Origin of the sequence: Rhizobium brockwellii (assembly GCF_000769405.2) — a bacterium.
Classification (GTDB): domain Bacteria; phylum Pseudomonadota; class Alphaproteobacteria; order Rhizobiales; family Rhizobiaceae; genus Rhizobium; species Rhizobium brockwellii.
In genome coordinates this window covers 2,052,456-2,077,261 of sequence record NZ_CP053439.1, presented here as the reverse complement: position 1 = coordinate 2,077,261, position 24,806 = coordinate 2,052,456, and the positions used below count along the sequence as shown (strand labels likewise).

Below are 24,806 nucleotides of genomic sequence, written 5' to 3'. Positions count from 1 at the left end.
GGAGCATTTTAGGGACCTGTCGCAGAACGGTTCACAAGACGCGCGTCTACAAAGGTGCGGATAGCGGCATCAATATGTTCCCAGTCGTCGAGATGGCTGCTCGAAAAACGATAGAGAACACTGAGATCCCTGCCGACTTTGATATCGCGCTGACAATCTCCGCCCGCCGCCTTATCCGGGACTGACGGCAATATGCAGCGCACGACGTAATCCGGCCCGCCCTTGACGGGCGCCGTCAGCAGAACCTCATCGCCGTAACCCGCATCGGCGCGAAGACGATGCAGCGTCAGCCCGTCGCGGAAGGGCTCGGCCGGGCCTTCGAGCAGATGCGAATAGATCGGCTCCAGGCGCCCGGACATGTCGCGCGACATGGTGCTCTGGGTGATCTGCAGGAAGATAAGCCCGGAGGATTGGGCGATGTCGTCGAATCGAAGGTGATTTTCCTTGCTGTAACCCTGCATCTCCGGCCACGCGAGGTAGAGATCGACGCGCTCGGCGGAGCCTTCGTGTCTTTGACTTGGGAAACGGATTGCATTCTCGGGGAATTTCACGGCGTCGCGGCCGATAGCCAGCTGGATTTCAACCGTGCTGTCGGTGTTGCCGGCGAGCGAGATATGCCGGCCGAACCAACGGCCGCCAATGCTGATGGCAACGGTCAGGACCGCCAGGACGGCGATCACCGCCATCGTGCGGAGGAGAAACCCCATGGAAAGAAGCGGCTGCTCGTCGGGTGCGCTGTGTGCGGCATGGCTCATGGCGGTTCTTCGCGTTTCGGTCCGCCGCAGGAAGAACATGAGCCGCCGGTCCGATGATGATTCTCATCGACATGATCGGACCGACAGGGTTAACAATTCACTAAGATGCTAAAGTCCGTCGCGCAAAGGTATGCAGCGGTTTGCGATAACGACATGCGTAAAAACAAAGACTTAAAGCGCAGGAGCGCAGCTTAAGATCGCGAAGCGCTTTCGTAAGGGAAGTCTAGGAAAGGGGCGAGCCGTTCCCGGGACAGCGGGAACGGCTCTTGGGCACCGGTCGGGGACGGGATGCGGGGACTGACCGGGCCGCAGGCTGCAGCCGGCATTGGCCGGCAAGTTGTTTTACTTGACGCTACCGACCGCGACAGCGCGGCCGTCCTGAAGCTTCGACCAGCGGGCCGGATCGTCGGCGGACTGGCGCTTCAGATAGGTGTATTCGGTATCCGACCACAGCAGCACCTTGTTGCGCATGTTGTCGAGAATGAAGTCGCCGTGATCGGTACGAACCGTCAGCACGGCATGGCCTTCGCCATTCGGCTGCAGCACGACGGTGATCAGCGTGTCGGACGGCGAGAAACCGTCGTCGATCAGCATCTTGCGCTTCAGCAGGGCGTAATCCTCGCAGTCGCCGACGGTGCGCGGATAGGCCCAGCGCTCTTCGACACCGTAGATCTGCTCATCCGTCATCGGCTGGATCGTCGAGTTGACGGTGTAGTTGACCTTGAGAATTTCCTTCCAGCGATCCTCGGTGAGGATGGCCGGTCCGGCATCGCCGCCGACTTCGACACATTCCGTCGGATTCGCCTTGCAGAATTCGTAATGTCCGATCGGGGGGCTGGCATTGCCTGCCAGTACCATGCTGGCGGGCATCGCCTGTCCCGAACCCGCCATTGCCATCATGATCGCACCGGCCAGAAGGCCGCCTTTCAGGATATTCGCAGTTGTCATTGCCGTCTCCCCTAAGTTGAGGTGACAATGGCACAGACGTTTTTATCTCACGCAAAATTACGTAATAGAATTAGAGGCTTAGTTGATTCAAATACCGATAAAGCTTGGCTAAAAACAGATTCGAATACGCATAAAATTTGACGCGGATTTGTCGCGAATTCGATTAAAATTGTAATCCACGCAACAAGGCTTTCGCCCGCGAAAACGCTGCGTTGCCGTCCGCATGTTAAGAATTTTCGTTGAGCCGGATAAATTTCAGCGGCCGGCCGGCGATCTGCAGCGGCGCGCAGCCGGCCGGCGATGCCGCCGGAATGGGCCGATTCGGCCGGCTCAAATGCAGAATATCGCTCAGATCGCCGATTCCGGCGGGAAAATTATTTTTGCTAGATATCGCGGAATCGATCGGTCGCGGCGGCAATCGCCGCGCTCATACCGGGATTTGCGGTGGAATGGGCAGCATGCGGAAGGATGCTGAGCTCGCTTCGCGGCCAGGCGCGGGCGAGTTCCCAGGCGGTGACGAGCGGCGCCTCGATGTCGAACCTTCCCTGCAGCAGGATACCGGGAATGCCGGTGAGCCGCGCGGCATTCTTCAAAAGCTGGCCGTCCTCCAGCCAGGCGCCCTTGCTGCAGTAGTGGGTGATGATGCGGGCCCGCGTCAGCAAATAGGCCGGATCGGCCCAGCGGCGCGGCCGGCCTTGGGGATCGGCGAGCAGGATTGAGGCCGCCTCCCAGTCATGCCAGTCGCGCGCCGCCTTGAGGCGCGTTTCCGGGTCCGGATCGTTGAGGAGACGATGATAGGCGGCAACCATGTCCTCGTCTCGTCCCTGACTGCCTGGAGGAACCGCCTGGCGGAAACGGTGCCATTCTTCCGGAAAGAGCGGCGCCATGCCGCCATAGAGCCAGTCGATTTCCGAGCGCCGAGTGGTGGTCACGCCTGACAGGACGATCGCGGCGATGCGCTCCGGATGGGTTTCGGCATAGGCTAGCGCCAGCGTCGAACCCCATGAATTGCCGAAAAGGAGCCAGGTGTCGATGCCGAGACAGGCCCGCAGCCGTTCGATATCGGCAACGAGATGCCAGGTGGTGTTGAGGGAGAGATCAGTTTCGGGATCGGCAGCACTCGGCAGGCTGCGGCCGCAATTGCGCTGATCGAACAGAATGATTCGATAGGCATCGGGATCGAAATAGCGGCGCGCCGCGGTCGAACAGCCGGAGCCAGGGCCGCCATGCAACACCAGCGCCGGTCGGCCCGCCGGATTGCCGCAGGCCTCCCAGTAGATCAGGTTGCCGTCGCCCGTGTCGAGCAGACCATGATCATAAGGTTCGATTTCCGGATAGAGAGCTGACATGGGCGCGTCTTTCGAGTTGAGGCGGGCCTTATCCGTTATATCCTTGACGAAGGGAAGACGGGCGAGGGCGAGGCATTCCCGGACGCAAGAACACTCTACAATTTTGCGCAACCTGGTTGGGTGCCGATCGGTGTCGCAGCTTGTTCCACTCATAATGCTATTTACCGACTGGGTGGAACGACTTGCGACAGGGTTTCGCGCTTGCTTTCCAAAGCCAGATTTGTTGCCGCTTGCAAATCTCTTGCCGTGAAGTGTCGGCTTTTCAACACGACCTGACCGGGTGCGCACAGGACCTGGCGATCGCGTTCGATGGAAGTGCGTCGAGAATTGTACCCGCCATGGAATCCCCGGCAGGCCAGCAACATTTTCAGCAGCGGTTAAAGGAATTCCCGCAGCGTCTCGCGGGACTGGATCGACAGGAATTCGATTGCCACGCCTTCGACGAAGTGGCGCACGACGCGACCACGCATGTTGCCGAGCCGCACCGCCGTTCCGATCGAAGGGCGCATTTCGACGTCGACGGCAGCGCCCGACAGCGAAAGGTCCATGATGCGGCAGGAATAACGCGTGCCGTCCTCAAGCGTCAGATCGGTCTTCGTGTCGCGTGGCGTCAGACGGTCGTGGCGGCGATCCTCGGGCAGGCCGAGTTCGTGCTTGTTGGCAAGCCAGGTGAGCTGGGCCGCGAGTTTCTCGCGCTTCCGGTCGGTGGCATTGATCGACATGGTGAAACCGCGGCCATCGATCGTCTGGACATAGCCTTCGACGCGGCCGAGATGGTCGATATAGGCGACGACACGTTCGTTGGCGCGCGGCCGGCCGGGGCAGGTGACGTACATGTCGCCAGGCGACATGTCGATCACCATGCATTCGAATTCCTCGTAGTTCGCAAGCATCAGCCGGCCCTGCATATTGATGGGCACACGCTGAAAAACGCCCTGTTCAGGGCGCGGCGCAGGTCGTTGCGTCTGAGCTGGCTGGAACGAGTGCATCAAAGGGCTTCTTCATGAAAATCGCAGAGACCGATCTTTACCCACAATCCATTAACAGAAGGTTGTTTCACCCAATCCCGACATAGCGGAAAACGAGTATGCCCGATGTCCTAAAGTGGGACCGTCAGCGAGCCTCGACACTCAGCAGCTGCGACACCATGCGGCGCATGATCTGCCCGAAATGGATGCTTTTGCCAGCGACGATCCTGTTGATGGGGCGCAGTTCGGCCGGTGCTGGCTTGTCGAATTTTCCGGGCAGCAGGCGGCTGCGGTCGAGCGCCAGGAATTCGAGCGGTACGATCTCCAGCCAGCTCGCGGCCGCTGCTGGCGCGATCGCGCCGAGCAGCCGGTCGCAGGCGCCGTCCGGCGAACGCAGCGGCATCATGATAATCTCGAAGGAGGCCTGATGACCGACAGTGCTGTAGCCGGTGGCGTTGAACAGGGCCGGCATGGCATGGTCCATGACGCCCATCGCCGTGCGTTCGATGTCGGCGAGCTGACCATTTGCCCAGAGAGACGAAAAGCGTTCGCCGCGCAGGTCACGCCCGAAGAGATCGCAGATGCGGGTGCCGGCGAGTCGGAAACCGATGTCTCCACCCTCGCGCCTCTCAAGAATGAACAGACTCTGGAGCAGGTGAGGGACGGCGGAGGGTTCGACCTGTGATTTCAGCGGTGCATCGGCAGCGCCGCGGATACGGTTCCAATAATCAAAAATTTCGATGGTCGTTTGCACACGCATTTCACACCAACCTGTCCCATTCCGGAGCATTTTCGGGCAGTCATTGCCCTTACAGGCTCTACCTTGCGGATTTCATGCCAAATCACGGCGGTTAAGGTTAAGAGATGGTTTCGGTTGAGATGCGATGCCTGTCGTGAGACTGTCCTGCCATCACTTCGACTTTCGAAGTTCAGCACAACCTGCTCGGGCCGAGGTCTTTTCCTGGAGCTCCCGGTATGCCGTCCGACCCTTCGGACGGCTTTTTTTTTGACAGTCGCTCCTGTATGGCTGTGGCCTCAACGAGGCGAAACACAGATGAATGAGCAGTCGGCCGAGCCGCACAAGGCGCCCGAACCTCCCGAGGTCCAGCCGCCGGCACGGCCACCGCGCGAACCGGTCTTCAACCTTCCACCGGCACTGTTCTTCAGCCTTTGCCTGTTAGCCATCATCTATGCGGTGCAGGAGCTCCTGCTCTCCGACGATGCGCTGAACTGGCTGTTCTTCACTTTCGGCTTCGTTCCTGCCCGCTATGTGATTCCGCTGTCGCAGCAGGGGCCGGAGCTATTCTGGACGCCCGTCACCTATTCTCTGCTGCACGGCAGCGTCCAGCATATCCTCTTCAACGCCTTCTGGCTGATGGCCTTCGGCGCGCCAGTCGTGCGCCGCATCGGGACGCTGCGTTTCGTGCTCTTCTGGGTTTTTTCCGCTGTCGCGTCCGCCGCCCTGCACGCGGTCCTGAACTGGGGGGACGTGACGCTTCTGATCGGTGCGTCGGGCGTCATCTCCGGGCTGATGGGCGCCGCTTGCCGATTCGCCTTTCCGGCCGAACGGCGGCCGATGCTGCCTGCGCATCTCAACCCCCGGCTTTCCATCGTCGAGGCGTTGAAGAGCCGCACCGTCGTCATCTTCATGCTGCTCTGGCTGGTCGGCAACGCGCTGATTGCGGTCGGCATCCCGCTCGTCGGCGACAGCGACCAGGCGATTGCCTGGGACGCGCATATCGGCGGCTTCGTCTTCGGCTTCTTGCTGTTTTCGCTGTTTGATCGGGCGCCGCACCCGCCGGTGATGGAACCTGACGGAACCGAGAAGGATGTGTTGCAATCCTGAGCCGGGCAGTGCACGATCTACCTATCCGCGATGGGGGGAGAAACCGCCGCGGATGCCTGTGACAAGTGTTTCACGGACATAGGAGGTTCGAATGACCAGTTCAGTCAAAGCAATTCTCGATCTGAAGGGCAGGGACGTCATCACTGCCGGGCCGAGCACCACCGTCGCCCAGGCGGCCACCATCCTCAGCAAGAAGAAGATCGGCGCCATCGTCGTCGTCGGCATGGAGAACAGGATTTCGGGCATGTTCACCGAGCGCGATCTCGTGCATGCGATCGCCAAACACGGCAAGGAAGGCCTCGACCAGTCGCTGGCCCAGGTCATGACCGCGAAGGTCTACCGCTGCAATGAGGATACGACCGTCAACGAGCTTATGGAGCTGATGACCAGCCGCCGTTTCCGTCACGTTCCGGTGGAAAGCAATGGCAAGCTTGCCGGCATCATCTCGATCGGTGACGTGGTGAAATCGCGTATCGCCGAAGTCGAGCGTGAGGCCGAGGAAATCAAGGCCTATATCGCCGGCTGAGGTTTTCGCCGGCCGTGCTTGACCGATGTCCTTGCGGCAAAACCGCTGCAGGCTTTTGGAAGGCCTGCATCAGGGGTGGCTGGCGTAGACTTCCTGCATGCGCTTGATCTCGGGGAGCCGGGCTCTGGCTTCCTCGTAGCCGCGTTCGATCGCTTCGCCAGCCCGGTGGAATTCGGAAAGGCCGATATAGCTGAGACGCGGCTGCAGTGAAATATCCGGTGGGTCGCCGGCAAGGCGGGCGCGGGCGATCCTATCCTGGATAATGTTGAAGGCCTGCACCATGACGCCGGTCATACCGAGGCGCGCATAGGGCGCCTCTTCCTGCTTCTGCACTTCCTGCGGAGAGAGGCTGGCATTGTGCCGGACGACGGCCGAGCGGCCGTAGAGATCGTAATTGAGATTGACGGCGACGACGAGCGGCTGCTCGTAGGCGCGGCAGACGGAGACGGGGACGGGATTGACCAGCGCCCCGTCGACCAGCGTGCGGTGATTGCTGCGCACTGGCTCGAAGATGCCGGGCAGGGCATAGGAGGCGCGCAGCGCCGTAATCAGCGAACCATTGGCGATCCAGACCTCGTGACCGGTATTAACCTCGGCCGCGACCGCGACGAACGGCCGGTCGAGATCCTCGACGTTCAGACCTTCGAGATGTTCCTGCATGCGCTTGGTCAGCCGCATGCCACCAAACAGGCCGCTGCCGCCGATGGTGAGGTCGAGGAGACTTGCGATGCGGCGCATCGTCAGCGAGCGCGCGAAGCTTTCGAGTTCATCGAGTTTGCCGGCGAGATAGCAGCCGCCGACCAGCGCGCCGATCGAGGTGCCGGCAATCATGCCGATCTCGACCTTTGCCTCATCGAGGGCGCGCAGCACGCCGATATGAGCCCAGCCGCGGGCAGCGCCGCCGCCGAGCGCCAGCGCGATCTTGATTTTCTTGACGGGCGGGGGAGGCGGGATCGTCTCGAGTGTGGTCGACATGCCGGAACCGGCACCTTCGCCTTCAGAGCTTTGACGATGCAAACTCCAGCTCAGCATGGCGATACCCCTCCCAACACTTGGTTCCTGATAGTCTGCCCGATCAGTTTCCAAATGGTATATAGAGACGGTTCTTGGCGCAATAAGGGGCAAATGCCGGGGAAGTCGCCCTATTTTCCGTAGACGTCCGCGGGATCGAATTGAAGCTCGTCATCGATGATCTCAAGCATCGGCTTCCCGTCCTGAAGGGTGATCGTCCGGTAGAAGCAGGAGCGGCGGCCGGTGTGACAGGTGGCGTCGTGGCCGGCGACCTCGACCTTCAGCCAGATGGCGTCCTGATCGCAATCGGTGCGGATTTCCTTCACCGTCTGGAGATTGCCTGACGTTTCGCCCTTCTTCCAAAGCTTGCCGCGCGAACGGCTGAAATAATGCGCTGTGCCAGTCTGGATGGTCAGCGCCAGCGCCTGGGCATTCATGTGCGCCACCATCAGCAACTCGCCGTCGCCGGCGTCGGTGACGATCGCGGTGATCAGACCGCGGTCGTCGAAACGCGGCGTAAAATCGCCGGCGTCTTCCAACGCCGACTTGTCCTCGGATGGTTGATTGAAGATCAGTTGACTCATCGCGGCCCTCCTGAGGGAGCCGGTATCAGCGGCTCCGCACCATAGTCATGAAACGGGCCTGATCGGCCGGCTCGGTCTTGAACGTTCCCGTAAAGGTGGTCGTCAACGTGGTCGAGCCCTGCTTCTGAACGCCGCGCATCGCCATGCACATGTGTTCGGCTTCGATCAACACCGCGACACCGCGCGGATGCAGCGTATCGTCGATTGCCCGGGCGATCTGCGCGGTCATCGTTTCCTGCGTCTGCAGGCGGCGGCCATAGATCTCAACGACACGGGCAATCTTCGACAGGCCGAGCACACGCCCGTCCGGCATGTAGGCGACGTGGGCCTTGCCGATGATCGGCACCATGTGGTGTTCGCAATGCGAATAGAACGGAATGTCCTTGACGAGGACCATGTCGTCGTAACCGGCGACTTCCTCGAAGGTGCGGCCGAGCACGTCTTCCGCCGCCATGTCGTAACCGGAAAAAAGCTCGCGGTACGATTTGACGACGCGGGCCGGCGTTTCGAGCAGGCCTTCACGCGTCGGGTCGTCACCGGCCCAGCGTAACAGGACGCGAACGGCTTCCTCCGCCTCCTGCTGGGAGGGGCGATCCGAGTCGCGGTTCGTCTGCGGAAAATTCTTTACGATGGCGTCCATGAACAATGGTCTCCTGGTCCGCACCGCGGACCGATCTGTCGGAATCGCCACTGGTCAATCCCATGCGGGAATTCATGCACCTTTGGCAGGCTCCGGGGCTTTCAGGGCAAGTTCAGCCCGTCCGGCACGGTTTCCCAATCAAACTTACACGAGGCCATTGCATTTTAATGGCCTTCGAACGACATACATATAGGAAGACGGCCATCGTATGTAAGTATCCTCAGACGACACGGTGTGTTTTTTGTTTTGATGACAATAACGCCCCCATAAAGGCCGATCCGCAGTGATTTTGGAGCGGAAATCCAGCATGGACGATATCTACAACAGCAAAATCCTCGAGTTCGCCGGCAATATTCCGTTGACCGGCGCGCTTGACGATGCCGATGCCAGCGCCCAGGCCTATTCCAAGCTCTGCGGCTCGAAGGTGCGGATCTGGCTGAAGATGGATGGCGACACCGTGACCGGCTTTGCCCATGACGTGAAGGCCTGCGCGCTCGGCCAGGCCTCGTCCTCGATCATGGCCCGCCATGTGGTCGGCGCCACGTCGGGCGAATTGCGCCAGGCACGCCAGGACATGCTCGCCATGTTGAAGGCGGATGGAGCGGGGCCTCAGGGACGCTTCGAAGACATGCGCTATCTGCTGCCGGTGCGGGACTACAAGGCGCGCCATGCTTCGACGATGCTGACCTTCGATGCGGTCGTCGATGCGATCGGGCAGATCGAGGCGAAACGGGCGGAATTTGTCGAGGCGTAACTGACATGTGCGAGTTCTGCGCCCAGCAGGCTGACGATGAGGACGACGGTGGCGCCGCCGGATCGGACAAGCCGCTTGAAAAGGCCGCACACACTTCCCGCAATTATACCGGTCCTTTCCGCAAGACTCCCGACCGCCTGCTCGGCATGGGTCTGATCCGCCTCTACCAGCTGACGCTGTCCGGCTTTGTCGGCAATTCCTGCCGCCATATCCCGACCTGCTCCGAATATGGCTACGAGTCGATCGCCCGCCACGGCCTGTGGGCCGGCGGCTGGATGACGCTGTTTCGCGTCGGTCGCTGCGGTCCGGGCGGCACCAGCGGCCTCGACCAGGTGCCGGAAATACTCGGCGACGGCTTCCGCTGGTGGACCCCGTGGCGCTATTTCACCCTTGGACGCAAGAAAGGGTGAGCGCCATGAGCACCTTCATCGCCCTTCTGCACAGCATTGTCCTGACGCCCGATCGCCGCGTCATCATGCAGGATTTGCGCGCCCTTGCCGAAGAGCTCGGCTATCGCGAGCCGCGCACGCTGGTTTCCACAGGCAATCTCGTCTTCGAGGCCGATGATATGCGGCCGCACGAACTCGAAGTAACCCTGGAAGAGGGCTTTGAAGAAAAATTCGGCAAACATGTCGACATCATCGTGCGCAGCGACTGCACCTGGATGGCGCTTTGCAGCACCAATCCCTTCAAGGACGGCAATGGCGACCAGGTCATCGTCCGGGTGATGCGGCTGCCCGTCGACCCGAAGAAGGTGGAGGCGCTGAAGCCGCTGATGACGGAGGGACAGCGCATCGCCGTTGTCGGCGGCGATCTCTGGATCGATTTCGCCGGCAAGCCGAGCCAATCCAAGCTGCTTTCGGCGCTATCGACCAAGCGGATCGGCGTCGGTACGATGCGCAACTGGAACACGGTGTGCGGCCTTGCCGAAATGATCATGTAGCCGGGCTTCGTCTTTACTCACGCAGCAAATCTGAGTATCAGGCGGCAGCGCACCCAAGGACGGAGGCGCTGTCGTTGCAACCACCCGCATTCGTTGGCGGGACTGGACAAGGAGAATTTCGATGTCCCAAGCTATTTCCCTGACATTTCCCGATGGTTCCGTGCGCGGCTACGATGCCGGCGCAACCGGCCGGGATGTCGCTGAATCCATTTCCAAGTCGCTCGCCAAGAAGGCAGTGGCCGTTGCAATCGACGGCACCGTGCGCGACCTTTCCGATCCCGTGACGACGGGCAGAATCGAGATCATCACCCGCAATGACGACCGTGCGCTGGAACTCATCCGCCACGACGCGGCGCATGTCATGGCCGAAGCGGTGCAGGAAATCTGGCCCGGCACCCAGGTGACGATCGGCCCGGTCATCGAAAACGGTTTCTATTACGACTTCGCCAAGAACGAGCCCTTCACACTCGACGATCTGCCGAAGATCGAAAAGAAGATGAAGGAGATCATTGCCCGCAACGCCGCCTTCACCAAGCAGGTCTGGTCGCGCGAGAAGGCGAAACAGGTCTTCGCCGACAAGGGGGAGCAGTACAAGGTCGAGCTCGTCGATGCGATCCCCGAAGGGCAGGATCTCAAGATCTATTACCAGGGCGACTGGTTCGACCTCTGCCGCGGCCCGCACATGGCCTCGACCGGCCAGATCGGCAACGCCTTCAAGCTCTTGAAGGTGGCCGGCGCCTACTGGCGCGGCGACAGCAACAATCCGATGCTGAGCCGCATCTACGGCACGGCCTTCGCCGAGCAGTCGGAGCTCGACAACTACCTGCATATGCTTGCCGAAGCCGAAAAGCGCGATCATCGCCGCCTCGGCCGCGAGATGGATCTCTTCCATTTCCAGGAAGAGGGTCCCGGCGTCGTCTTCTGGCACGGCAAGGGCTGGCGCGTATTCCAGACGCTGGTTGCCTACATGCGCCGCCGGCTTGCCGGCGACTATCAGGAAGTCAACGCACCACAAGTGCTCGACAAGTCACTGTGGGAAACTTCCGGTCATTGGGGCTGGTATCGCGACAACATGTTCAAGGTAACGGTTGCCGGCGACGACACCGATGACGACCGCATCTTCGCGCTGAAGCCGATGAACTGCCCCGGCCATATCCAGATCTTCAAGCACGGGCTGAAATCCTACCGCGAGCTGCCGATCCGGCTTGCCGAATTCGGCAATGTCCACCGCTATGAGCCGTCGGGTGCGCTGCACGGGCTGATGCGCGTGCGCGGCTTCACGCAGGACGATGCCCATATCTTCTGCACCGACGAGCAGATGGCCGCCGAATGCCTGAAGATCAACGACCTGATTCTTTCAGTCTATAAGGATTTCGGCTTCGACGAAGTGACGATCAAGCTGTCGACCCGGCCGGATAAGCGCGTCGGTTCGGACGAGCTCTGGGACCGCGCCGAAAGCGTGATGATGGGCGTGCTGGAGACGATCCAGCAGCAGTCCAACAATATCAAGACCGGCATCCTGCCGGGCGAGGGCGCCTTTTACGGTCCGAAGTTCGAATATACGCTGAAGGATGCCATCGGCCGCGAATGGCAGTGCGGCACGACGCAGGTCGACTTCAACCTGCCGGAACGGTTCGGCGCCTTCTACATCGACAGCAACTCCGAAAAGACGCAGCCGGTGATGATCCATCGCGCCATCTGCGGCTCGATGGAGCGCTTCCTCGGCATCCTGATCGAGAACTTCGCCGGCCACATGCCGCTCTGGGTATCGCCGCTTCAGGCGGTGGTCGCAACGATCACTTCGGAAGCCGATGCCTACGGGCTTGAAGTGGCCGAGGCGCTGCGCGAGGCCGGTCTCAACGTCGAGACCGACTTCCGCAACGAGAAGATCAACTACAAGGTCCGCGAGCATTCGGTCACCAAGGTTCCTGTCATCATCGTCTGCGGCAGGAAGGAAGCCGAGGAGCGCACGGTCAACATCCGCCGCCTCGGCAGCCAGGAACAGGTTTCGATGGCGCTCGACGCCGCCGTCGAGAGCCTGGCCCTCGAAGCGACACCGCCCGACATTCGTCGCAAGGCCGAGGCAAAAAAAGCCAGAGCGGCCTGAAAACGGCCGGGAACCGACAGCGCCGGGCTTCGGCGCTGTCGGAAGCTGATCTATCGCCATAATGTTATCGGAACGTGTCATCCCGAGACCGGGGGTGCGGTTCAAAAAAATACTCTATGCCAATGATGGAGCCCGCGCCTGAGCACTGCTGAGCTGCACGGTCGGGGGCTTCTGGCGGCGATCCGTCTTCTCAGTGGCGCCGACGTCGTCTTGAGCCGAAACCGCTCACGGAAAAATCAATCGAGGCTGGTGTCGTCGCCGCCCTGCGGCACGAGTTGTTCGTAGGAGGGCAGCGGCTGCACCGGAGCTGGCTGGACACCCGGCGGTGTCGGTGTGCCGACCGGCACCTGCTGCACCGTGCGGGCCGCGTCGCTCACCGGCGGCTGCGGCTGCTGGTCCTTCATCAGAACCTCGACATCGGTGTTCCTGCCGGCGACGACAGTGAAATCGCGCTGGTAGATCTTGTCTTTGTTGCGGGCGACGGCGGAATATCCGCCTTCGGCGAGAACCATGGTCGGGAAGGCGCTGACACTTTCGCCGACGCTGTCGCCGGCCGCCGTCAGGATCGACCATGCGGTATCGGCGATCGCCTCGCCGCCGGCATCGGAGACCAGCTTGAAGGTGATCTGCGCGGCGCGATGCTGGATCGTCGCCTCGGTCAGCTTGCCGGCCTCGACCTGGATGTCGGCGCGGATCACGGCATTGACGCTGCCATATTCGGAAACGATGTGGTACGTGCCGGCATTGAGGCGGACGACGGTATTCGGCGAGACATCGGCCATGACGAGGCCGCGCTCGCCATCGTCGCGCACTTCCGAAGAATAGATCGAGAAGCTCAACTGGTCGGGGCGGATGCGGGCGTCGGTGCCGGAGACGGCATTGAGCAGCAGACCGCCGGCATCGAGCACCATCACCTGCTTGTCGACCTCGCCTTCAGCGGGCACAGTCAGTTTTTTGGTGACGCCGGCCCGGCCGAAGGAGACGTTGACGAAATAATCGCCGGGGGCAAGCTGAAAGGCGGCAGGCCCGCCCTTGGCGCTGGCGATCAGCGGCAGTTTGCCGTCGGCTCCGGCGATCGGGCTGAAGACGTACCAGGACAGGCCCTCCTCAACAGGCGTGCCGTCCGCCGTCAGCTTGGCTTCCATCGGGACGTCGCGAAGCTTGACCCCTTCGGGCGCCGTACCGGGCGCGATGAAGGCATCGAGCTTCGGCATCTTCGGTGTCGATTCAAGCTGTTTGAATTCCTTGAAGGCATCCTGAGCGCCGGCGCCGAGGGGCGTCAATACCATCAGGGCAATGGCAAGGCCGATGCGTGCAAAAGGCAAAATGCCAAACATCTGTTTCGTGAACCGATTGACTTCTGAAATCGCAAAGGTCACTTCAAGACCAACGCGATGGCAAATTCAAGACCCACCCTTTGCAGCAGCATAAAAATGAGAGCTTCTCCCGTATGAAATCCGATATCAAGCTGATCGACTACCTCGCCGTGCGCCGCTCCATCCCCGCTTTCCAGATGTGTGAACCAGGCCCCGAGAAGGCCGAGATCGAAGAGATCCTGCGTCTTGCCTCACGTGTTCCCGATCACGGCAAGATCGCGCCCTGGCGCTTCATCGTCTATCGCGGAGAGCAGCGCGTTCGTCTCGGCGAGGAGCTGCTGGCGCTGGCACTTCAGACAAAGCCCGACCTTTCCGAAGAGATGATCCAGGTCGAGCGCAGCCGTTTCACCCGCGCGCCGGTGGTCGTCGCCGTCGTCAGCAAGGCAGGACCGCATATCAAGATCCCGGAATGGGAGCAGTTGATGTCGGCCGGCGCGCTTTGCTTCAACGTCATTCTCGCCGCCAATGCCAATGGTTATGTCGCCAACTGGCTGACGGAGTGGTTCGCCTATGACGAGCGCGCCTATCCGCTGCTCGGCGTCAGCCCTGATGAAAAGGTGGCGGGCTTCATCCATATCGGCTCGACGACATTTCCGGCAATCGAGCGGCCGCGGCCGGAACTTGCCGATACCGTGACCTGGGTCGGCGGAGAGGATTGATGTTCTACACCACCGACAGCAACCGGCACGGGCTCGCGCATGATCCGTTCAAGGCGATCGTGTCGCCGCGCCCGATCGGCTGGATCGGCAGCAAGGGCAGAGACGGATCAATCAATCTCGCGCCCTATTCCTTCTTCAATGCCGTTGCCGACCGGCCGAAGCTGGTGATGTTTTCTTCCGCCGGACGCAAGCACAGCCAGCGCAATGCGGCCGAGACCGGCGTCTTCACCTGCAATTTCGTCAGCCGTGATCTCGCGGAGAAGATGAACCTCTCCTCGGCGGCGCTGCCCTACGGCGACAGCGAATTCGATTTTATCGGCCTGACGGCGAAGCAGGCCGAACTGATCGACGCGCCCTATGTCGGCGAGGCTTTCGCGGTGCTCGAATGCAAGGTGACCGAGATCATCGAGCCGAGGACGCTGTCGGGGGAACCTTCCGAAAACGTCCTCGTCTTCGGCGAAGTGGTCGGCATCCACATCGACGAAGCGATCGTCAGGGACGGCCGCCTCGACATGTCGATCGCCCGGCCTGTCGCCCGCATGGGTTACATGGATTACAGCGAAGGCAGCGATGTTTTCGAGATGATCCGGCCGAAGCCGCAGCAAGGCTGAGCCCAACCGGCAAGGCGTCCAAAGGCTTAAGAAACATGGTGAACCAATCTTAAACCTTTTGCGGCTACGGTCGCAGCATTGAATGAAGCGCGAGGGAATCGCGTTCAAGTGCTGGGGCGTCGCGTGATCGTAGAAGCTTTTCTTCGTTGGATCGAAACGGCCAAGACCGGTGACCGGGCCCGGGCCGCAAACGCCCTCGGGCGCGCCTATCTGCAGTCCGAAATGTCCGCGGCCGAGCGGGCGGCGGCCGAAATGGCGATGACCTTTCTTCTCGACGATCCGTCGCCGCGCGTGCGGCTTGCGCTTGCCGAGGCGATCGCCTGGTCGCCCGATGCGCCGCGTAACCTGATCCTTTCGCTTGCCGAAGACCAGCCTGAGGTCGCCTGCCACGCGGTGACCTGTTCGCCGCTTTTGAGCGATGCCGATCTCGTCGACCTTGCCGCGCGCGGAAACGGCGCCAGTCGCATGCTGATCGCCGCCAGAGCGCATGTGACGCGCCCGGTTTCTGCCGCCCTTGCCGAGGTCGGCGACGAGGAAGAACTGCTCTGCCTGCTCGAGAATGACGGCGCGGTGATCTCCAGCCTATCGTTGAAACGCATTGCCGAACGGCTAGGCGACTGCTGCGATGTCCGCAACCTGCTTCTCGAGCGCAGCGATCTTCCCGCCGATGCCCGCCAGCTGCTCACCCAGCATGTCAGCAATGCGTTGATCGGGCTGCCGCTGGCGCAGGCGGCAATCGGCCTGCAGCGGCTTCAGCGCATCAGCCGCGAGGCGACCGAGGCAGCCATCGTTTCGATCGCCGGTGACATTGCCCCGCGCGAAATACCCGACCTCGTCCAGCATCTGCGCCTCAACGGCCGGCTGACGCCGTCCTTCCTGATGCATGCGCTCTGCGCCGGCAAGGTGGACTTCTTTGCCGGCGCGATCGTCGACCTGACCGCATGCAGCGAGCGCCGCGTGCGCTCGATCCTGGCAACCGGGCGCATGCATGCCGTGCGCGCGCTCTACGAGTCCGCCGGCCTGCCGAGGGATATCAGCGTGATCTTCGTCGAGGCGACGATGCTGTGGCGCGACGCTGCCAGAAAAGCGCCGGGCAGCGTGCTCGGCAATGTCTGCGGCCGTCTTCTCGAAAAATTCCGCCATCATGACGCGCATGGCGCGATCAGCGAACTGCTCGACATGGTGGAAAAGCTGCACGTTAACGAGCAGCGACAATCGGCCCGCGTCTACGCGGCGCTTGCGGCGGCCTAATCAGCGAGCCGCGTCACCACCCAGGAATAGCTGGCGGAGACGAAATGCACCGGCTTGGTGAGTGTGTCCCTGACGCTTTTGCCCGAGGGCAGATGGGCGCGGACCTGCCCGGCGATGCCTTCAGCAAAACCGGCGATCCTTCCCGCGGGTTCCTCAGGCTCTGAGACAGCGACCTCGGGCGCAGCGGCAGGCACGGGCGCCGGCTTCGGCGGCTCGGCGGCGGCGATGGCTTTCGGCGCCTCGCACACCGCGATCACCGAGGGATAGTTGACATTCACATAGGTCTTCAGCCGTCGTTCGGCTTCGGCATCGCAGGCGGCAACGGTTTCCCAGCGTTTATCGACCGTCGCGACATAGTTGCACTGGCTGATGGAATCGTCGCAGCCAAGAATGGTCATCGCGATCAACACCGCTTGCATATTCTGCTTCCTTGATTATTGAGCACATGATCGTCTTAGAGGGCGCAATTCCAACCGAATGAAGGCAACGGCATTAACTCTTTGTCATGTCGGGAAAAATTGTGCCCCGCGCCAGCAGAGGAAGTCAGCATGTCCGTGACCATCGCCCTGGAGCAACCGCGCCAGGAGGGCGTCATCCGCCTTCTCGATCTTTCCGATGCCTACGCACAATCGCTCTATCCCGCCGAAAGCAACCATCTGGTCGACCTCTCCGTGCTGGAGAAACCTTCGGTGAGCTTCCTCGTCGCGCGCAGCGACGATGCGATCGTCGGCTGCTGCGCGCTGGTCGAGGCCGGTGACGGCACGGCGGAGATCAAGCGCATGTTCGTCGATCCCGAGGCGAGGGGGCTGAGGATCGCCAGCGGCCTGATGAATGCGCTCGAAGCAATCGCAGAGAAAAAGGGGCTGAAGGCGATCCGGCTCGAAACCGGCATCTACCAGCCCGAGGCGATCGCGCTCTACCGCAAATACGGATATCGGGAAATCGAGCCGTTCGGCGCTTATCTGCCGGATCCGCTCAGCCTGTTCATGGAAAAGCAGCTAGCGTAGCCCGTCTGCGAAGGTATGTTCAGCCTTCGGCGACGCGCGGCAAGGTTTTCGGCGAACCGGGGACTGGCGGCGGGGCTGGTTCGTCGATGATGATCTGCGGTCCGGTTTCGCTCTTGTCGGCGTTGCGGGCCTCATGGATCCATTCGCGCCAGATGGCGACGATCAGCGCCATCAGTACCGGGCCGATGAAGAGGCCGAGGAAACCCATCGTCTTGACGCCGCCGACGAGGCCGAAAAAGGTCGGCAGGAAGGGCAGCTTGATCGGACCGCCGACGAGTTTCGGCCGCAGGGTCTTGTCGACGATGAAGAGCTCGACCGTCCCCCAGACGAAGAGACCGATGCCGGCGACATGCGAGCCGCTCGCCAGCAGATAGATGGAGACCAGCGTGAAGGAGAGCGGCGCACCGCCCGGTATCAGCGCCATCACGCCGGTCAGCACACCGAGCGTCACCGGCGAGGGCACGCCGGCAATCCAGTAGGCAAGGCCGAGCACGATGCCTTCGCCGATCGCGATCAGCGTCATGCCCATGACGGTGGAGCTGATCGTCGCCGGCACGACGCGGGAAATGCGCTCCCAGCGGTTCGGCAGGATGCGCTCGCCGAGCATGTCGATCTGCTTGGAAAAGGAAAAACCGTCGCGATAGACGAAGAACAGCGCGATCAGCATGAAGAGCAGCGTCAGCAGCAGATGGAAGGCACCGCCCCCGGCCGCCAGCACAGCGCGATAGATGTTGCCGATATTGGCGCCGCTGACCGCCTGGATGACTTCGCCGAGGGCGCCGGGACTGCCGATATATTTTGTCCAGACTTCATCGAGATAGGCACCGGCCCAAGGCAGCGCGACGATCCAGTCGGGCGTCGCGGCGCCGACGCGGTTTGCATGGATCGCCCAGGTGACCCAGGTGCGCACTTCGCCCGTCGTATAGGTGACCGCAAGCCCGATCGGGATGACCAGGAAGGTGATGATCATGATGATGGCGATGGTCGCGGCGATCGTCGTATTGCCGCCGACGCGGGCAAGAAGCTTGCGGTAGAGCGGCCAACTGGCAAAGCCGATGACGAGGGCAGCAAGCACCGGCACGAGGAAGCCGTAGAAGAAATAGACGCCGGCAGCAACGACCAGAACCAGCAGCCAGCGCGCCGCCGAAATGGAGGGAATCAGCGGCGTGCGCGTCTGCGCCGACGATCCGAGCCATCGCGGTTCATGATTGCTTTTCTGACGGTCGAACACACCCACGCGCGCCTCTTCTTTTTCTTGTACTCTGGTTATGGGCCATCAACCCGGCGGTTTCAAGGTCCGCACCATGAAAGCGTATACAATGCGTCGCTATTCGACCCGCAGACCCGAGCGTCTTACTGCTGCGGGCGGTTGAGAACCTTGAAGGCATAGAATTGCGTCTTCTGGCTGGTCGAAAAATTATTGTCGGAGCCGAGAATGAGAACATCGGTGCCGTCCTTGGCCTTACCAAGCGACATGGCCTCGATATTGTCGGGAACGAGGCCGATCGCCCTCAAATCGAGGACCTGGCTCTTGCGGACGGGAACGACGCGCTGGTCGTTTTTGGCAAGGGACGCAATGGTGGAAACATCGGTGGCATCAGTCAGATCCATCATCATGATCTTGATGCTGTTGCCGAAGCCCTGGGTATAACTCCGCTCGACGGCGAGCAGGCGGTGATTGTCGAGGGCAAGCATTTCAGACATGCCGTTGTCATTGCCGCCGTCGGCCTTCATGGCGGCCTGCGGGATCGGCGAGACCGGGTAGACGTACTCGGCCTTCGGCTCACCGGTGGCGCCGTCATAGCGGATAATGCGCGAGAGGCTGCCTGACGTCAGCGAGGGGTTCGGGCCGTCCTGATAGAGGGCGGCTTCGACACCGACGAACACATCGCCCGAGGGCGCGACGGCGAGATCCTCGAAAGCGAGATTGTCGCGGATGCCGGTCGACTTGTCTGCGGTCGGCGCAAAGCCCTCCGGGAGCTTGAATTCACGGATGAAGGAACCGTCCGGCGACGCGACACGGATGAAGGGTGGAAGCAGCGCCTTGCCGTCGCCTTCACTGCCCCAGTAGATGCCGTCCTTGCCGAGGCGGATCGATTCCGGATCGACGGTCCGGGCAGTGAAGGGCTCGCCGTTCTTGTCCTTCAGCGTCACCTGCTTGACGACCGAAACGCCCCTCAGACCGGATGCGTCGACATCGACGTCGAGTTCGTAGAAGCGGGCCGGGCCTCTTTCCGAACGGTCGTCGCTGATGGCGAGATAGTGGCCGGTGGCGGCATCGAAATCGAGGCCGGAAATGCCGCCGAATTCGACGCCGTTTTCCATGTGGCCGGTGGGGATGACGAATTCACCGAGATAGGAGAGCGACATGCCGGCGGCGCAATCGCCGAAGGGGCAGGCGGTCTCGAAGGTGGCGCCGATATCGGTGGCTCCAATATCTTTGGTGCTGGCGGTGACGGTGCTGGACAGGAGAACGAAAGCGGCAGCCGCGAGAAAACGCTTGGTCATGACAAATATCCGGCAAGGGGTTGAAAACGGTTCAAACAGGCGCTGCTCCTCCCCGAGGGGAAGGCTCGCCGACCGCTTCTTGCGCCGGTTGTTTGACGGAGTTGTTACGGTTCTTCGTCAGTTCCGTGAAATCGTGAATGCTAAAATGCGGCGCGCTACACTGCTTCCTTCCGTCCCACAGGCGCATTCAGCCTTTCCACCCAAGAGTGCATTTTTAATACATTATTTCTTCTAATGGGGGTAAAAATGTAAGTTTCACTTGTCATTTGTAGATTCAATTTATAATCATTTTTTGATGATCATTATTGCTGAATTGCAACTTGGAAGATGGCGCTTGTGATCTGAAGCGAGGACTGAGCGTGGCCGCGGACCAACGTTCGCGTCGCATCTACTATGTCGTTCGGCTTAGGTTTCAATGTCGAGTGGCAGAGGCTTGGTCGAGCGACGCCTATTCCGCGCATGCCGGTGGAGGCCTTCATACAGACCGGTGAGCGGACAGCGCTCGCATATCTGACGAAGCCATTCGTGGACCAGGTGAGTAGTCAAGATGCGTGGCGTTCCGGCTGATCAAAGACTTGGGTAAGAAGAGCTCTCAATTGTGGCCGACGAGTTGACCGCTTCAGCATTCCGTAGGGAAGTGCATCCTGGTTCGGGCGATGCTTCCCATCTTGCTAGCCAGGCGGATCAAGTAAAGAACCACTTTATCTTTCTGGACGAGCTTCGGGGAATAGCTGCGCTATCGGTGGCTCTCCTACACGCCAGCCAGATCTTTGGCTTCGGTCTCTCGTACGCCTATCTGGGCGTGGATTTCTTCTTTTGCCTTAGCGGCTTCGTTCTCGCAAATGGGTACGACCAAAAGCTGAAGTCCGGTGTTCTGCGGAGCAGTACATTCCTCTTGAAGCGCGTGGTTCGGCTTTATCCCATGATCGCGGCTGGCGTCGCCTTTGGCGTACTCGCGTCGCTGTTTGCTTCCACGTCAAGTCTTTCTTTCGCCGACGTTTCAATTCTTGCGGTTGGTGCACTACTCCTATTGCCCCTGGGGTTTATGGTGGGGCAAGAGGCGTTCGCGATTAACAATCCGCTCTGGTCCCTCTGTTTTGAAATGGCCGCCAGCGTGGCTTACGGATTCGCCGCTCGCCGACGATTTCATTTGTGGCATGAGATAGCAGTTCTCGTATTATTGGCGGCGGCGCTTTTCCAGATTGTCGCGATCGAGGGTACTATCGGGCCAGTTGGATTTGGGAGCTGGCGAGCGTTCTTTGAAGGATTTGTCAGAGTGGGCTTTTCGTTTCTTGCCGGCGTTCTGATCTTTCGCTGGCAGATCCATCGTCGCGTCGGAGCGACACCACCTCAAATCCCACTTTTCGTCCTGATCGGTGTTCTGTTCTTTCCGTTTACGGTCCCGAGAGAGATCTACGATTTCATCTGCATCGCGATCGTGATTCCGATCGTGGTCGCGCTAGCGGCTGCAGTCCTACTGAGTGAGGAGCGGCCATTCGCTGGATATCTCGGAAAGCTGTCTTATCCTCTCTATATGGTCCATCAGCCTGTTTTTCAGCTTGGTGCTCAATTCGTACACTTTACCGATGGCTTCATTCCAAGGCCAATCACCGTGAGCGTCACCGTCTTAGCCGCTGTTGGAGTGGCACATGTTTTATACATTCGTTTCGATGTGCCAATTCGCGCTTACCTGGGCCGCAAGTTCTCCCTGAACTAGTCAAGCCGGGTAGGTAGCACCATGCCCTAAATATCGAGGTTTTCGGCGAAGGCCGCGCGGTCCTGGATGAAGCGGAAGCGGGCTTCCGGCTTGGTGCCCATCAGATCGTCGACGGCGGCGCGCGTGCCTTCGAAATCCACCTCGTCGATCAGCACCTTGAGCAGGGTGCGCTTGGACGGATCCATCGTGGTTTCCTTGAGCTGGGCGGGCATCATCTCGCCGAGACCTTTGAAGCGGCTGATCTCGACCTTGGCCTTGCCCTTGAACTCCGTCTGCATCAGCTCGGCGCGATGATTGTCGTCGCGGGCATAGGCGGATTTCGCCCCTTGGGTGATTTTGTAGAGCGGCGGCACGGCGAGGAAGAGATGGCCGCCGCGCACCAGCTCCGGCATCTCCTGATAGAAGAAGGTGATCAGCAGCGAGGCGATATGGGCGCCGTCGACGTCGGCATCGGTCATGACGATGATGCGTTCGTAACGCAGGTCTTCGTCGCGGTATTTCGAGCGCGTGCCGCAGCCGAGCGCCTGGACGAGATCGGCGAGCTGCTGGTTGGCGCCAAGTTTTTCCCGGCCGGCGCTGGCAACGTTGAGGATCTTGCCGCGCAGCGGCAGAATTGCCTGGTTGGCGCGGTTGCGCGCCTGCTTGGCCGAGCCGCCTGCCGAATCGCCCTCGACGATGAAGAGTTCGGCACCCACGGCGGTGTTCTGCGAGCAGTCTGCGAGCTTGCCGGGCAGGCGCAGCTTGCGCACCGCCGTCTTGCGGTTGACTTCCTTTTCCTTGCGGCGGCGCAGGCGCTCCTCGGCGCGCTCGATCACCCAGTCGAGCAGCTTGGCCGACTCGTTCGGATTGTCGGCAAGGTAATGGTCGAAGGGATCGCGGAGCGCGTTCTCGACGATGCGCTGCGCCTCGACGGTCGCAAGCCTGTCCTTGGTCTGGCCGACGAATTCCGGCTCGCGGATGAAGACCGACAGCATGCCCACGGCCGAAATCATCACGTCGTCGGTGGTGATCTGCGCGGCGCGCTTGTTCTGCGTCAGCTCGGCATAGGCCTTCAGACCCTTGGTCAGCGCGATGCGCAGCCCCGCTTCATGTGTGCCGCCTTCGGTCGTCGGAATGGTGTTGCAATAGGAATGCACCTGCGGATCGCCGCCATACCAGGTGATCGCCCATTCCATCGAGCCGTGGCCGCTCACCTTCTCCGTCTTGCCGGCAAAGATCTCGCGGGTGACGGTGAATTCCTTGCCCATCGTCGCCTGGAGATAGTCCTTCAGGCCGCCGGGGAAGTGGAAGACGGCCTTGTCAGGCACCTCGGAGCCTTCGGGCAGCACGCCCGCCTCACAGCTCCAGCGGATTTCGACGCCGCCGAACAGATAGGCTTTCGAGCGCGCCATGCGGAAGACGCGGGCGGCATCGAACTTCATGTGATCCCCAAAGATCTGGGGGTCGGGATGGAAGCGCACGCGGGTGCCGCGGCGGTTGTGAACGTCGCCCAACTCTTCGAGACCGCCCTGCGGCAGGCCGCGGGAGAAGCGCTGCCGGTAGAGCTTGCGGTTTCGCGCTACCTCGACCTCGAGGTCGTCGGAGAGCGCGTTGACGACCGAGACGCCGACGCCATGCAGACCGCCCGAGGTCTCATAGGCCTTGCCGTCGAATTTGCCGCCGGCATGCAGCTTGGTCATGATGACTTCGAGCGTCGATTTGCCCGGCACCTGCGGATGGTTCTCGACCGGGATGCCGCGGCCGTTGTCGGAGACGGTGAGATAACCCTCAAGGTCGAGATAGACCTCAATAAAATTGGCGTGCCCGGCGACCGCCTCGTCCATCGCATTGTCGATGACTTCGGCAAACAGGTGATGCAGCGCCTTTTCATCGGTGCCGCCGATATACATGCCCGGGCGCATACGCACCGGCTCAAGGCCTTCGAGGACACGGATCGACGAGGCACCGTAGTCATCGGAGTTCGAGGCGGCGGGCGCCGGACGCGCTGAGGCTCCAGCAGCAGGGGGTGCTGCGGCGGCGGGCGCAGCCGTCACCGGCGGCCGTTCGGCGGGCGCCGCAGGCTTCTGCGCCTCCTCGCGTTTTTCAGAGAGGGGCATTCCGGAAAAGAGGTCGTTGCTATCGTCCATGGAGCCGTTCAGATCTTCATCCTGTCTTAGGTCTGACTTGGGCGGAAATCCGCCGCCGACCCAAAATCACCGCATTTCATGCCACGTTTGCGAATCAGGCAGATTTTGCCAGAAAGCACATCTATACGCGACACCGCCTGTTTTGGCGGGCTTTTCCCAAATGATTTGCGTTGCCGGGTGCAGAATGGCAAGCGGCGGCGGGCTTCAGGAACCATCCGAATGCGAATGTCCACAAGTCATTGCACCATCTTCACCGCAATTGCGGCGTTTTTCTTGTCCGCGGCCATCCTCTCCGCTGTTGGCCCGGCGCAGGCAGCCGATGCTTTGCCGCCTTTCAAGGATGATCTGTTTTCGAAGCAGGCCGTGCTGCAGACAGGCGATGACGGCGCCTTCGAGGTCATCGATTACGACGAGATGCGCGATATCAACGGCCGCGACCAGATCCCGCAAAAGCGGGTGCAGCAGAAATATGTGGCGCTCGGCATCCGCAAGGTCCAGGCGGACGAGACGCTGTCTCTCGACGGCATCAAGCTCGATGTCACCAGGGTGGGACCGGTCGGGAATGCCGCTTTCACGGTGATTTTCATCCATGGGCGCGACGGCGACCGGCGGCTCGGCGCCAACGACTACAGCTTCGGCGGCAATTTCAACCGGCTGAAGAACCTCGTCGCCGGCAATGGCGGCGTTTATTATTCTCCGACGGTCAAAGGCTTCGACAGCAGCGGCGTTGCGGCGATCGCCGGCCTCATCCGCTATGCCAGCGCGAAATCGCCCGGCCGGCCGATCATCCTTTCCTGCGCCTCGATGGGCAGCCAGGTCTGCTGGGGCATTGCGCGCGATGGTGACAGCGTCAAGCGGCTGAAGGGCATGCTGATCATGAGCGGAGTCACCGATCCCGATTTCACCAGGAGCGCCTTCTACAAGGCAAAGCTGCCGCTCTGGTTCGCCCATGGCAGCCGCGACCCGGTCTATGCCGCCTCCGACCAGCAGGCGCTGTTCGAAAGCCTGCACAAGGCAAAATATCCGGCGCGTTTCACGCTGTTTCAGACCGGCAATCACGGGACACCGATCCGGATGATCGACTGGCGCAGGGTGGTGAACTGGATTCTTGCCCGCTAGC

The 24,806-nt window shown here is 61.1% G+C and carries 25 protein-coding genes; 12 read left to right on the top strand and 13 right to left on the bottom strand.

Annotation, left to right across the window (positions count from 1 at the left end):
- Window positions 1–8: 8 nt before the first annotated feature.
- From RLCC275e_RS10445 to RLCC275e_RS10425, 5 genes are all read right to left on the bottom strand, one after another.
- Window positions 9–794 (bottom strand): hypothetical protein, encoded by a 786-nt coding sequence (locus RLCC275e_RS10445; protein WP_033182728.1) that lies wholly within the window; start codon window positions 792–794, stop codon window positions 9–11.
- Between the two features lie 303 nt (window positions 795–1,097).
- Window positions 1,098–1,703 (bottom strand): transglutaminase-like cysteine peptidase, encoded by a 606-nt coding sequence (locus RLCC275e_RS10440; protein WP_003559625.1) that lies wholly within the window; start codon window positions 1,701–1,703, stop codon window positions 1,098–1,100.
- A gap of 383 nt (window positions 1,704–2,086) precedes the next feature.
- Entirely contained in the window at window positions 2,087–3,052 is a 966-nt protein-coding gene (gene pip, locus RLCC275e_RS10435) for a prolyl aminopeptidase (protein WP_033182726.1), read from the bottom strand.
- Between the two features lie 377 nt (window positions 3,053–3,429).
- A complete protein-coding gene (locus tag RLCC275e_RS10430) occupies window positions 3,430–4,041 on the bottom strand; it encodes a PilZ domain-containing protein (protein ID WP_003559621.1) in 612 nt (203 codons plus the stop codon).
- A 124-nt stretch (window positions 4,042–4,165) separates the two neighbouring features.
- Entirely contained in the window at window positions 4,166–4,810 is a 645-nt protein-coding gene (locus tag RLCC275e_RS10425) for a PAS domain-containing protein (RefSeq protein ID WP_082229816.1), read from the bottom strand.
- Window positions 4,811–5,074: 264 nt separating this feature from the next.
- Here RLCC275e_RS10425 and RLCC275e_RS10420 point away from each other — a divergent pair, with 264 nt between their 5' ends.
- Together RLCC275e_RS10420 and RLCC275e_RS10415 are read left to right on the top strand one after the other, a co-directional pair.
- A complete protein-coding gene (locus RLCC275e_RS10420) occupies window positions 5,075–5,866 on the top strand; it encodes a rhomboid family intramembrane serine protease (RefSeq protein ID WP_033182724.1) in 792 nt (263 codons plus the stop codon).
- A gap of 91 nt (window positions 5,867–5,957) precedes the next feature.
- Window positions 5,958–6,392 carry a CBS domain-containing protein gene (locus RLCC275e_RS10415; RefSeq protein WP_033182723.1) on the top strand — a complete coding sequence of 145 codons (435 nt, stop codon included), beginning with the start codon at window positions 5,958–5,960 and terminating at the stop codon, window positions 6,390–6,392.
- Window positions 6,393–6,461: 69 nt separating this feature from the next.
- Here the strand turns inward: RLCC275e_RS10415 and RLCC275e_RS10410 are convergent, their stop codons facing one another.
- The 3 genes from RLCC275e_RS10410 to folE form a co-directional block, all read right to left on the bottom strand.
- A complete protein-coding gene (locus RLCC275e_RS10410; protein WP_003559613.1) occupies window positions 6,462–7,424 on the bottom strand; it encodes a patatin-like phospholipase family protein in 963 nt (320 codons plus the stop codon).
- 110 nt (window positions 7,425–7,534) lie between these two features.
- Window positions 7,535–7,987, bottom strand: a complete 453-nt coding sequence (gene hisI / locus RLCC275e_RS10405) for a phosphoribosyl-AMP cyclohydrolase (protein WP_003559610.1) — start codon at window positions 7,985–7,987, stop codon at window positions 7,535–7,537.
- Window positions 7,988–8,012: 25 nt separating this feature from the next.
- Window positions 8,013–8,627 (bottom strand): GTP cyclohydrolase I FolE, encoded by a 615-nt coding sequence (folE, locus tag RLCC275e_RS10400; RefSeq protein WP_003559608.1) that lies wholly within the window; start codon window positions 8,625–8,627, stop codon window positions 8,013–8,015.
- Window positions 8,628–8,934: 307 nt separating this feature from the next.
- On the opposite strand from folE, the gene RLCC275e_RS10395 reads away from it, so the two are divergent.
- The 4 genes from RLCC275e_RS10395 (at window position 8,935) to thrS (ending at window position 12,431) form a co-directional block, all read left to right on the top strand.
- A complete protein-coding gene (locus tag RLCC275e_RS10395; protein ID WP_033182722.1) occupies window positions 8,935–9,381 on the top strand; it encodes an iron-sulfur cluster assembly scaffold protein in 447 nt (148 codons plus the stop codon).
- Between the two features lie 5 nt (window positions 9,382–9,386).
- Window positions 9,387–9,791 (top strand): membrane protein insertion efficiency factor YidD, encoded by a 405-nt coding sequence (gene yidD, locus RLCC275e_RS10390; protein ID WP_033182721.1) that lies wholly within the window; start codon window positions 9,387–9,389, stop codon window positions 9,789–9,791.
- A gap of 5 nt (window positions 9,792–9,796) precedes the next feature.
- A complete protein-coding gene (locus RLCC275e_RS10385; protein WP_033182779.1) occupies window positions 9,797–10,324 on the top strand; it encodes a DUF1697 domain-containing protein in 528 nt (175 codons plus the stop codon).
- 121 nt (window positions 10,325–10,445) lie between these two features.
- Window positions 10,446–12,431, top strand: a complete 1,986-nt coding sequence (gene thrS, locus RLCC275e_RS10380; RefSeq protein ID WP_033182720.1) for a threonine--tRNA ligase — start codon at window positions 10,446–10,448, stop codon at window positions 12,429–12,431.
- Between the two features lie 236 nt (window positions 12,432–12,667).
- Here thrS and RLCC275e_RS10375 read toward each other — a convergent pair whose 3' ends face one another.
- The gene (locus RLCC275e_RS10375; protein ID WP_033182719.1) at window positions 12,668–13,768 is read right to left on the bottom strand and encodes an RgsD C-terminal domain-containing protein; all 1,101 of its coding nucleotides are present in this window, start codon (window positions 13,766–13,768) and stop codon (window positions 12,668–12,670) included.
- Window positions 13,769–13,881: 113 nt separating this feature from the next.
- On the opposite strand from RLCC275e_RS10375, the gene RLCC275e_RS10370 reads away from it, so the two are divergent.
- The 3 genes from RLCC275e_RS10370 to RLCC275e_RS10360 all read left to right on the top strand — a co-directional run bounded on the left by RLCC275e_RS10370 (window position 13,882) and on the right by RLCC275e_RS10360 (window position 16,328).
- The gene (locus tag RLCC275e_RS10370; protein ID WP_033182718.1) at window positions 13,882–14,466 is read left to right on the top strand and encodes a nitroreductase family protein; all 585 of its coding nucleotides are present in this window, start codon (window positions 13,882–13,884) and stop codon (window positions 14,464–14,466) included.
- Window positions 14,466–15,077 (top strand): flavin reductase family protein, encoded by a 612-nt coding sequence (locus RLCC275e_RS10365; protein WP_033182717.1) that lies wholly within the window; start codon window positions 14,466–14,468, stop codon window positions 15,075–15,077. Before RLCC275e_RS10370 ends, RLCC275e_RS10365 begins: the two co-directional genes overlap by 1 nt.
- A gap of 108 nt (window positions 15,078–15,185) precedes the next feature.
- Window positions 15,186–16,328 carry a DUF2336 domain-containing protein gene (locus tag RLCC275e_RS10360; protein ID WP_033182716.1) on the top strand — a complete coding sequence of 381 codons (1,143 nt, stop codon included), beginning with the start codon at window positions 15,186–15,188 and terminating at the stop codon, window positions 16,326–16,328.
- Here the strand turns inward: RLCC275e_RS10360 and RLCC275e_RS10355 are convergent.
- A complete protein-coding gene (locus RLCC275e_RS10355) occupies window positions 16,325–16,747 on the bottom strand; it encodes a hypothetical protein (RefSeq protein WP_033182715.1) in 423 nt (140 codons plus the stop codon). The two genes, RLCC275e_RS10360 and RLCC275e_RS10355, sit on opposite strands and share 4 nt — an antisense overlap.
- Window positions 16,748–16,876: 129 nt before the next feature.
- Here RLCC275e_RS10355 and RLCC275e_RS10350 point away from each other — a divergent pair, with 129 nt between their 5' ends.
- Window positions 16,877–17,335 (top strand): GNAT family N-acetyltransferase, encoded by a 459-nt coding sequence (locus RLCC275e_RS10350; protein ID WP_033182714.1) that lies wholly within the window; start codon window positions 16,877–16,879, stop codon window positions 17,333–17,335.
- Window positions 17,336–17,354: 19 nt separating this feature from the next.
- Here the strand turns inward: RLCC275e_RS10350 and RLCC275e_RS10345 are convergent, their stop codons facing one another.
- Window positions 17,355–18,572 (bottom strand): AI-2E family transporter, encoded by a 1,218-nt coding sequence (locus tag RLCC275e_RS10345; RefSeq protein WP_033182713.1) that lies wholly within the window; start codon window positions 18,570–18,572, stop codon window positions 17,355–17,357.
- Window positions 18,573–18,688: 116 nt separating this feature from the next.
- Entirely contained in the window at window positions 18,689–19,843 is a 1,155-nt protein-coding gene (locus RLCC275e_RS10340) for an esterase-like activity of phytase family protein (RefSeq protein WP_033182712.1), read from the bottom strand.
- Between the two features lie 598 nt (window positions 19,844–20,441).
- Here RLCC275e_RS10340 and RLCC275e_RS10335 point away from each other — a divergent pair.
- Entirely contained in the window at window positions 20,442–21,560 is a 1,119-nt protein-coding gene (locus RLCC275e_RS10335) for an acyltransferase family protein (protein WP_018481950.1), read from the top strand.
- Window positions 21,561–21,586: 26 nt separating this feature from the next.
- Here RLCC275e_RS10335 and parE read toward each other — a convergent pair whose 3' ends face one another.
- On the bottom strand, window positions 21,587–23,686 hold the full coding sequence (gene parE / locus RLCC275e_RS10330) for a DNA topoisomerase IV subunit B (RefSeq protein WP_018481949.1): 2,100 nt from the start codon (window positions 23,684–23,686) through the stop codon (window positions 21,587–21,589).
- A gap of 219 nt (window positions 23,687–23,905) precedes the next feature.
- On the opposite strand from parE, the gene RLCC275e_RS10325 reads away from it, so the two are divergent.
- Window positions 23,906–24,805, top strand: coding sequence for a phospholipase (locus RLCC275e_RS10325; protein ID WP_033182711.1), 900 nt, complete (start codon window positions 23,906–23,908; stop codon window positions 24,803–24,805).
- Window position 24,806: the final 1 nt, after the last annotated feature.

Excerpts from the sequence above, each read along its gene's own strand:
- RLCC275e_RS10445 (WP_033182728.1), bottom strand. The coding sequence starts at position 794 with ATGTTCTTCCTGCGGCGGACCGAAACGCGAAGAACCGCCATGAGCCAT.
- RLCC275e_RS10440 (WP_003559625.1), bottom strand. The coding sequence starts at position 1,703 with ATGACAACTGCGAATATCCTGAAAGGCGGCCTTCTGGCCGGTGCGATC.
- pip (WP_033182726.1), bottom strand. The coding sequence starts at position 3,052 with ATGTCAGCTCTCTATCCGGAAATCGAACCTTATGATCATGGTCTGCTC.
- RLCC275e_RS10430 (WP_003559621.1), bottom strand. The coding sequence starts at position 4,041 with ATGCACTCGTTCCAGCCAGCTCAGACGCAACGACCTGCGCCGCGCCCT.
- RLCC275e_RS10425 (WP_082229816.1), bottom strand. The coding sequence starts at position 4,810 with ATGCTCCGGAATGGGACAGGTTGGTGTGAAATGCGTGTGCAAACGACC.
- RLCC275e_RS10420 (WP_033182724.1), top strand. The coding sequence starts at position 5,075 with ATGAATGAGCAGTCGGCCGAGCCGCACAAGGCGCCCGAACCTCCCGAG.
- RLCC275e_RS10415 (WP_033182723.1), top strand. The coding sequence starts at position 5,958 with ATGACCAGTTCAGTCAAAGCAATTCTCGATCTGAAGGGCAGGGACGTC.
- RLCC275e_RS10410 (WP_003559613.1), bottom strand. The coding sequence starts at position 7,424 with ATGCTGAGCTGGAGTTTGCATCGTCAAAGCTCTGAAGGCGAAGGTGCC.
- hisI (WP_003559610.1), bottom strand. The coding sequence starts at position 7,987 with ATGAGTCAACTGATCTTCAATCAACCATCCGAGGACAAGTCGGCGTTG.
- folE (WP_003559608.1), bottom strand. The coding sequence starts at position 8,627 with ATGGACGCCATCGTAAAGAATTTTCCGCAGACGAACCGCGACTCGGAT.
- RLCC275e_RS10395 (WP_033182722.1), top strand. The coding sequence starts at position 8,935 with ATGGACGATATCTACAACAGCAAAATCCTCGAGTTCGCCGGCAATATT.
- yidD (WP_033182721.1), top strand. The coding sequence starts at position 9,387 with ATGTGCGAGTTCTGCGCCCAGCAGGCTGACGATGAGGACGACGGTGGC.
- RLCC275e_RS10385 (WP_033182779.1), top strand. The coding sequence starts at position 9,797 with ATGAGCACCTTCATCGCCCTTCTGCACAGCATTGTCCTGACGCCCGAT.
- thrS (WP_033182720.1), top strand. The coding sequence starts at position 10,446 with ATGTCCCAAGCTATTTCCCTGACATTTCCCGATGGTTCCGTGCGCGGC.
- RLCC275e_RS10375 (WP_033182719.1), bottom strand. The coding sequence starts at position 13,768 with ATGTTTGGCATTTTGCCTTTTGCACGCATCGGCCTTGCCATTGCCCTG.
- RLCC275e_RS10370 (WP_033182718.1), top strand. The coding sequence starts at position 13,882 with ATGAAATCCGATATCAAGCTGATCGACTACCTCGCCGTGCGCCGCTCC.
- RLCC275e_RS10365 (WP_033182717.1), top strand. The coding sequence starts at position 14,466 with ATGTTCTACACCACCGACAGCAACCGGCACGGGCTCGCGCATGATCCG.
- RLCC275e_RS10355 (WP_033182715.1), bottom strand. The coding sequence starts at position 16,747 with ATGCAAGCGGTGTTGATCGCGATGACCATTCTTGGCTGCGACGATTCC.
- RLCC275e_RS10350 (WP_033182714.1), top strand. The coding sequence starts at position 16,877 with ATGTCCGTGACCATCGCCCTGGAGCAACCGCGCCAGGAGGGCGTCATC.
- RLCC275e_RS10340 (WP_033182712.1), bottom strand. The coding sequence starts at position 19,843 with ATGACCAAGCGTTTTCTCGCGGCTGCCGCTTTCGTTCTCCTGTCCAGC.
- parE (WP_018481949.1), bottom strand. The coding sequence starts at position 23,686 with ATGGACGATAGCAACGACCTCTTTTCCGGAATGCCCCTCTCTGAAAAA.
- RLCC275e_RS10325 (WP_033182711.1), top strand. The coding sequence starts at position 23,906 with ATGCGAATGTCCACAAGTCATTGCACCATCTTCACCGCAATTGCGGCG.